The sequence below is a fragment of the Enterobacter sp. 296B2 genome (genome assembly GCF_034106185.1).
GTDB classification, from domain to species: domain Bacteria; phylum Pseudomonadota; class Gammaproteobacteria; order Enterobacterales; family Enterobacteriaceae; genus Enterobacter; species Enterobacter cloacae_N.
In genome coordinates this window covers 71530-78685 of record NZ_JAWNCA010000025.1, presented here as the reverse complement: position 1 = coordinate 78685, position 7156 = coordinate 71530, and the positions used below count along the sequence as shown (strand labels likewise).

Here is a 7156-nt window from a genome sequence, read left to right as displayed (position 1 = left end):
CTTTTCGTCTTACTAAAAAGGGTGGGGGCCCCGCGACGGGGCTTTTTACCGCGGGGAGCCCGGGTCGCCAGGGCGGTGGCGACTGAGCCGCCCTGGCACGTTCACCGGCCATGTCCTTACAGAGTAGCAAGGAACATAAAGTGAACGGAATGACCACCGGAGCCGTATGTTCCCCCTCACCCTAACCCTCTCCCCAAAGGGGCGAGGGGATTGTTCACTGCTCGCATTAATTTGTGTGGATCACTCAGCCCACAGGGAGAGGGAGATGGAGGCGTCAGGCAATCGTGACTTTGCTATCCAGATAGACGTCCTGAACCGCATTGATCAGCTTCACGCCGTCGGCCATCGATTTCTTAAACGCCTTACGGCCAAGGATTAGCCCCATGCCGCCCGCGCGTTTGTTGATCACCGCCGTACGCACCGCGTCTGACAGGTCGGTATCACCGCCCGCCGCACCGCCGGAGTTGATCAGCCCCGCACGGCCCATGTAGCAGTTCGCCAGCTGGTAGCGGACCAGGTCGATCGGGTTATCGCTGGTCAGCTTGCTGTAAACGCGATCGTCGGTGTAGCCAAAGTTCACCGCCTTATAGCCGCCGTTGTTCTCAGCCATTTTCTGCTTCACGATATCTGCGCCGATGGTCGCCGCCAGGTGGTTCGCCTGCCCGGTCAGGTCGGCCGACACATGGTAATCCACCCCGTCTTTTTTAAACGCCGAGTTACGCAGATAGGCCCACAGCACGGTGACCATGCCCAGCTCGTGCGCGCGCTCAAACGCTGCGGAGATCTCTTCAATCTGGCGGCGGGACTGTTCAGAGCCGAAGTAAATCGTCGCCCCTACGGCCACCGCCCCCATGTTGAACGCCTGCTCGACGCTGGCGTAGAGGGTCTGATCATATTCGGTGGGGTAGCTGAGGGTTTCGTTATGGTTCAACTTCACGAGGAACGGAATGCGGTGGGCATAGCGACGCGACACCGAAGCCAGAACGCCGTAGGTGGACGCCACGCAGTTACAGCCCGCTTCAATCGCCAGCTCAACAATGTTCTTTGGATCGAAGTAGAGCGGGTTCGCCGCAAAGGAGGCCCCCGCCGAATGCTCGACGCCCTGGTCCACCGGCAGAATAGAGAGATACCCGGTGCCGCCGAGCCGCCCGGTGTTATAGAGCGTCTGCATGTTTCTCAGAACCGCAGGCGGACGGTTGTTATCAACCATCACGCGATCAACGTAGTCGTGACCAGGCAGGTAAAGCTGGTCGGCTGGAATGGTCATACAACGATGCTGTAAAAGGCTGTCGGCGTCTTTGCCAAGCAACTGCGCAATATCAGTCATGTGATACTCCCGTAAGTCCGACGTCGTGTCGGTGTGTGTTTATCCAGTCCCATTTTTTATGGGCAGACTAAGCCTGGTACCGACTTAACAGATTTTCCACCATTTGCATTTTTTTTCAGCACAATCTGCTGGCTCGATTCGTGTACAACAAAACTGTTACATTGATCAAACAATCGCCACAAAGGTATTTAAAAGGTATTATTGAGTGGTATGTTAAAGGCGTACCCTCTCTGACATGCAGGATTAAAAAATGAAAACGAAAGTCCAACTGTCATTCATGATGTTTGTTGAATGGTTTATCTGGGGCGCGTGGTTTGTGCCATTGTGGCTGTGGCTGAGCAAAAGCGGGTTTACCGCCGGGGAAATCGGCTGGTCTTACGCCTGTACCGCGATTGCCGCGATACTCTCCCCGATCCTGGTCGGCTCGCTGACGGACCGCTTCTTCGCCGCGCAGAAGGTGCTGTCGGTGCTGATGTTTGCCGGCGCGATCCTGATGTACTTCGCCGCGCAGCAAACCCAGTTCAGCACCTTCTTCCCGCTGCTGCTGGTTTACTCCCTGACCTATATGCCGACCATCGCGCTGACCAACAGTATCGCCTTCGCGAACGTGGATGACGTTGAGGCCGACTTCCCGCGCATCCGCGTGATGGGCACCATCGGCTGGATCGCCTCGGGGCTGGCGTGCGGGTTTCTGCCGCAAATGCTGGGCTACAACGATATTTCCGACACCAATATCCCGCTGCTGATGACGGCGGCCAGCTCCGCCCTGCTCGGCGTCTTTGCCCTGTTCCTGCCGAACACACCGCCGAAAAGTACCGGCAAGCTGGATTTCAAAGTCATGCTGGGGCTGGATGCGCTGATCCTGCTGCGCGACAAAAACTTCCTGGTGTTCTTCTTCTGCTCGTTCCTGTTCGCCATGCCGCTGGCTTTCTACTACATCTTCGCCAACGGCTATCTCACCGAAGTGGGCATGAAAAACGCCACCGGTTGGATGACGCTCGGCCAGTTCTCCGAAATCTTCTTTATGCTTGCCCTGCCGTTCTTTACCAAACGCTTTGGTATTAAGAAGGTCTTACTGCTGGGCCTGATTACCGCCGCCATCCGCTACGGGTTCTTCGTCTACGGCGGTGCGGAGCAGTACTTCACCTACGCCCTGCTGTTCCTCGGTATTCTGCTGCACGGCGTGAGCTACGACTTCTATTACGTCACCGCGTATATCTACGTGGACAAAAAGGCGCCGGCGCATATGCGAACCGCCGCGCAGGGCCTGATTACGCTGTGCTGCCAGGGCTTTGGTAGCCTGCTGGGATACCGCCTGGGCGGCGTAATGATGGAAAAAATGTTCGCCTACAAAGAGCCGGTGAATGGGCTGACCTTCAACTGGGCCGGAATGTGGACATTTGGTGCAATCATGATTGCCGTGATTGCCGTGCTGTTTATGCTGTTTTTCCGCGAATCGGATAAAGAGATCACCGCAATTGAGGTGGTTGATGGCGATACCGCGCTGACACAAGGGGAAGTTAAATGAAACAAGACCGTATTCTCGGGGCCCTTTACGGGCAGGCGTTAGGGGATGCGATGGGCATGCCGTCGGAGCTGTGGCCGAGAAAGCGCGTCAAAGCGCACTTCGGCTGGATCGACCGCTTTTTACCCGGCCCGGCAGAGAATAACGCGGCCTGCTATTTCAGGCAGGCAGAGTTCACCGACGATACCTCGATGGCGCTGTGCCTGGCGGATGCGATCATCGAGTGCGACGGCGAGATTAACGCGGACGTTATCGGCAAGCATATCCTGAACTGGGCGCTCGACTTCGACGCGTTTAATAAGAACGTGCTTGGCCCGACCTCGAAAATCGCGCTTAACGCGATCCGGGACGGTAAGCCGGTCAGCGAGCTGGACAACAACGGCGTGACTAACGGGGCGGCGATGCGCGCCTCCCCGCTGGGCTGCCTTCTCCCGGCGACGCGGCTGGAACACTTTGTGGGGCAGGTGGCGCTGGCCTCCAGCCCAACGCATAAATCGGATCTTGCCATCGCCGGTGCAGTGGTGATTGCCTGGGCGGTTTCCCGCGCCATCGACGGAGAGCGCTGGCAGAACATCGTCGATGCGCTGCCGGGGATCGCTCGCTATGCGCAGGAGGTAAAAACCACCACCTTCAGCGCGTCGCTGGCGGCGCGCATTGAGCTGGCGCTTAAGACCGTACGGGAAGCCAATGGGATCGACTCCGCCAGCGAGCAGATTTATCAGCTCACTGGCGCAGGAACCAGCACCATAGAGTCCGTTCCGGCGGCCATTGCGATGGTGGAACTGGCGGGAACCGACCCGAACCGCTGCGCGATTTTATGCGCCAATCTGGGCGGAGATACCGACACCATCGGCGCGATGGCGACAGCCATCTGCGGCGCGCTCCACGGCGTTCAGGCGATTGACCCGGCGCTGAAGGCCGAGCTCGACGCCGTTAACCAGCTCGATTTTGGTCACTACAGCGAGAAGCTGCTGCACTTCAGGGAGCAAAGGGAGGGCGTATGAATTCATTTGCCCAACGTCTCGACACCCTGCACGCCACCCGCCCGGTGACGGTGCTGGGCGCGGCGGTAATTGACGTCATCGCCGACGCCTACGCCCTGCCCTGGCGCGGGTGTGATATCGAGCTTAAACAGCAGGGGGTAAATATTGGCGGCTGCGCGCTGAATATCGCCATCGCCCTGAAACGGCTCGGCATTGCGGCGCAAAACGCCCTTCCCGTCGGCCACGGCGTGTGGGCGGATATTATCCGCAACGCGATGGCGAAGCAGGATCTGCGCAGCGCCGTGGAGGCTGAAACCGGCGACAACGGCTGGTGTCTGGCGTTGGTTGAGCCTGACGGCGAGCGCACCTTTATGTCCTTTAGCGGCGTCGAGAACCAGTGGCAGCAGCGCTGGCTTGACGAGCTATACGTTCCGCAAAACAGTCTGGTTTATCTCTCCGGCTACCAGTTGGCCTCGCCGTGCGGCGAGCTGCTGACGGGCTGGCTCGAAGGGCTGCAGGACGTGACGGCACTTATCGATTTTGGCCCGCGCATCGCGGATATTCCCGACGCGCTGATGACGCGGATTATGGCCTGTAAACCGATCGTGTCGCTTAATCGTCAGGAAGCGGAGCTCGCTGCTGAAAGGCTGGGTGTGGAGGCTGAACACCTGGGTGAGGTGTGGCAGCAGCGCTTCGGCGCCGCGCTGATTGTGCGCCACGATAAAGACGGTGCTACATGGTATGACGGTGCCGTCTCGGGCGTTGTTCCGGCGTTTCCCGCCACGGTGGTGGACACCATTGGTGCAGGCGACAGCCACGCGGGCGGCACGCTTGCCGGGCTGGCGGCGGGATGGTCACTGGCAGACGCCGTTCTGCTGGGGAATGCCGTGGCGTCCTGGGTGGTCAGCCACCGCGGCGGGGATTGCGCGCCCACGCGTGAGGAATTACTCCTCGCACACAAAGACGTATAGATCGCTGCGACAGTAGCTGATGCTGTACTCAATCGGCCGGTGCTGCTGGTCAAGCGCAACCTGCTTGATCACCAGCACCGGTATTTTTTCGTCCATCTTAATGTGCGCCTGAAACTCGCTGTCCGGCATGCGGGCGCTGACCCGAGAACGGGTGCGCTGCGGGAAGATATTCTGACTGCGGAAGTAGTCGTACAGCGAAATTCCTATCGCATCCGGATCGGGAATGAGCCCGACCGGTACCCAGGACTCTTCAATCGACACCGCATCGTCATCCACATAGCGAATACGCTTCAGCAAAAAGACGTCGCTGTTCGGCTCCAGCGACAGGTGGCCCGCCACCTCTTCCGGGCATTTCACCACGCGTTTATTGACCCACAGCGTGTTTGGCGTTTTACCGCGCAGCACCACCTGCTGAGAGAAACCGCGCGCTTCCTTGAGCGAGTATTCGAAGATGTTGTTAATTTGCGTGCCGTAACCCCGGGCACGCGTCACAACCCCCTCGGCTTCCAGCGCCTGCATCGCTTTGCGCACGGTGATCCGCGACACGCCGGTTAACTGGCTCAGATCGCGCTCGCCGGGCAAAATGTTCCCGTGCTCCAGCACCCCGCTGCGCACCGCGTTTTTTACCGTTTCGGCAAATTTCAGGTACAGCGGCGTGTTGTCAGGCGCGGCGATCCGTTCAGTCAGTTGAGCGATTAACCGGGTATGCGCTTGTTCCATCTCTGTTTTCTCAGGCGTGGTGTTTCCTGCCAGTATACTGGGTTACCACCACGCATGAAAATGATGAACCGGCCCAATACCGTGACCGACTTCCAGAGTATCGGCTTTTGCCAGCGCCGCCGAAAGCCAGGTTTTCGCTTCGCGTACCGTATCGGCCCAGCCGTCATGCCGCGGGCGCAGCGCCGCCAGCGCGGCTGAGAGGGTGCACCCTGTGCCGTGGGTGTTTTTGGTCTGCACGCGCGGGGCGGTAAACCGCATTTCGCCGTCACGGGTAAAAAGCCAGTCCGGGCTTTCAGCATCATCCAGATGCCCGCCCTTCATCAGCACCGCCCCGCAGCCCATCGCCAGCAGCGCATTGCCCTGCTCTTTCATTTCCCGTTCAGTTTGCGCGTGCGGCGCGCCCAGCAGCGCGGCAGCTTCCGGAAGATTGGGCGTGATGAGCGCTACCTGCGGCAGCAGCTTATTGCGCAACGTCTCGACGGCGGAGGCGGAGAGCAGCGGATCGCCGCTTTTTGCCAGCATGACGGTATCCAGCACCACGTTTTGCACCTGATAGCGCTTAAGCCGTTCGGCCACCGCTTCCACAATGTCCGTTTCGGCCAGCATGCCGATCTTGGTGGTATCAATACGCACATCGCTGAATACCGAATCCAGCTGCGCGGCAACAAAATCCGGCTCGATGCGGTAGACCGACTGTACGCCGCGCGTGTTTTGTGCCACCAGCGCGGTAATCACTGAGCAACCGTACGCGCCAAGGGCCGAGAAGGTTTTCAGATCGGCCTGGATGCCCGCGCCGCCGCTGGGATCGGTGCCGGCTATGGTCAGGGCGTTAATCCGCTTCATGCCTGCTCCTCCAGCGTGTAGAGTTCATCCAGGAACGCGGCGGCAAAACTGCCTGGCCCGCGCGAGCGCGTAACGGCTGCCGTTCCGGCTCGCTTCATCCATCCGCAAGCGGCGGCAACGTTATCCAGCCTGTCCCCCGGCAGCGAACAGCTGGCCGCTACGACGGCAGAAAGCGCGCATCCGGTTCCCACCACGCGGGTCATCAGCGGATCACCTCCCGTAACCGTGCGGGTGCGTTGCCCATCAGTGATGTAATCCACCTCACCGGTGACCACTACGATGGCATTGGTTTGCCGGGCCAGCGCCTGAGCGGCAGGTAGCGCGCTGGCCGCGGTGTCGGTTGTATCGACGCCGCGCCCGCCCGCGCTCATTCCCGCCAGAGCCAGGATTTCTGAAGCGTTGCCGCGAATGGCGGCCGGTTGCAGGGCAAGGATTTGATGGCAAAAACGGGTGCGGAACGTCAGTGCGCCCACGGCAACCGGATCCAGCGTCCAGGGCTTGCCTGCCGCTACGGCGCTTTCTATTGCCCGACGCATCGCCTGCGCGCGCGGCGCAGTCAGCGTCCCGACGTTAACCAGCAGCGCGTCAGCGACGGCGGCGAACTGTTCAGCCTCTTCGGCCTCAACCACCATTACAGGGGATGCGCCAAGTGCCAGCAAAACGTTGGCCGTAAAGGTCTGTACGACATCGTTGGTCATACAATGGGTAAGCGGACAACGGGTGCGGAAGTGGTGTAAAACGTGTAAATCGAGCAGGTCAGGCTGCATGGGTTCGCTCCTGTCTTGCG

7 protein-coding genes are annotated in these 7156 nt (G+C 59.7%); 3 read left to right on the top strand and 4 right to left on the bottom strand.

Going from position 1 to position 7156, the window contains the following annotated elements; all coding sequences use genetic code 11:
• Positions 1 to 274 precede the first annotated feature (274 nt).
• Positions 275 to 1327 carry a class I fructose-bisphosphate aldolase gene (gene fbaB / locus URZ40_RS17490; RefSeq protein WP_008500869.1) on the bottom strand — a complete coding sequence of 351 codons (1053 nt, stop codon included), beginning with the start codon at positions 1325 to 1327 and terminating at the stop codon, positions 275 to 277.
• Positions 1328 to 1577: 250 nt separating this feature from the next.
• Here fbaB and URZ40_RS17485 point away from each other — a divergent pair, with 250 nt between their 5' ends.
• The 3 genes from URZ40_RS17485 to URZ40_RS17475 are packed head-to-tail and all read left to right on the top strand — an operon-like array spanning position 1578 to position 4806.
• Complete coding sequence (locus tag URZ40_RS17485; RefSeq protein WP_163330212.1) at positions 1578 to 2855, top strand: nucleoside permease; 1278 nt, start codon at positions 1578 to 1580, stop codon at positions 2853 to 2855.
• Complete coding sequence (locus URZ40_RS17480) at positions 2852 to 3856, top strand: ADP-ribosylglycohydrolase family protein (protein WP_320720935.1); 1005 nt, start codon at positions 2852 to 2854, stop codon at positions 3854 to 3856. Before URZ40_RS17485 ends, URZ40_RS17480 begins: the two co-directional genes overlap by 4 nt.
• The gene (locus URZ40_RS17475) at positions 3853 to 4806 is read left to right on the top strand and encodes a PfkB family carbohydrate kinase (RefSeq protein WP_233002598.1); all 954 of its coding nucleotides are present in this window, start codon (positions 3853 to 3855) and stop codon (positions 4804 to 4806) included. The genes URZ40_RS17480 and URZ40_RS17475 overlap by 4 nt, the downstream gene beginning before the upstream one ends.
• On the opposite strand, the gene URZ40_RS17470 is transcribed toward URZ40_RS17475, so the two are convergent.
• From URZ40_RS17470 to thiM, 3 genes are read right to left on the bottom strand one after another with little or no spacing between them, the layout of a single operon-like run.
• Entirely contained in the window at positions 4780 to 5526 is a 747-nt protein-coding gene (locus tag URZ40_RS17470) for a GntR family transcriptional regulator (RefSeq protein ID WP_302217788.1), read from the bottom strand. The two genes, URZ40_RS17475 and URZ40_RS17470, sit on opposite strands and share 27 nt — an antisense overlap.
• Before the next feature lie 42 nt (positions 5527 to 5568).
• Entirely contained in the window at positions 5569 to 6369 is an 801-nt protein-coding gene (thiD, locus tag URZ40_RS17465) for a bifunctional hydroxymethylpyrimidine kinase/phosphomethylpyrimidine kinase (protein WP_320720934.1), read from the bottom strand.
• Positions 6366 to 7136, bottom strand: a complete 771-nt coding sequence (gene thiM, locus URZ40_RS17460) for a hydroxyethylthiazole kinase (protein ID WP_320720933.1) — start codon at positions 7134 to 7136, stop codon at positions 6366 to 6368. The genes thiD and thiM overlap by 4 nt, the downstream gene beginning before the upstream one ends.
• Positions 7137 to 7156: the final 20 nt, after the last annotated feature.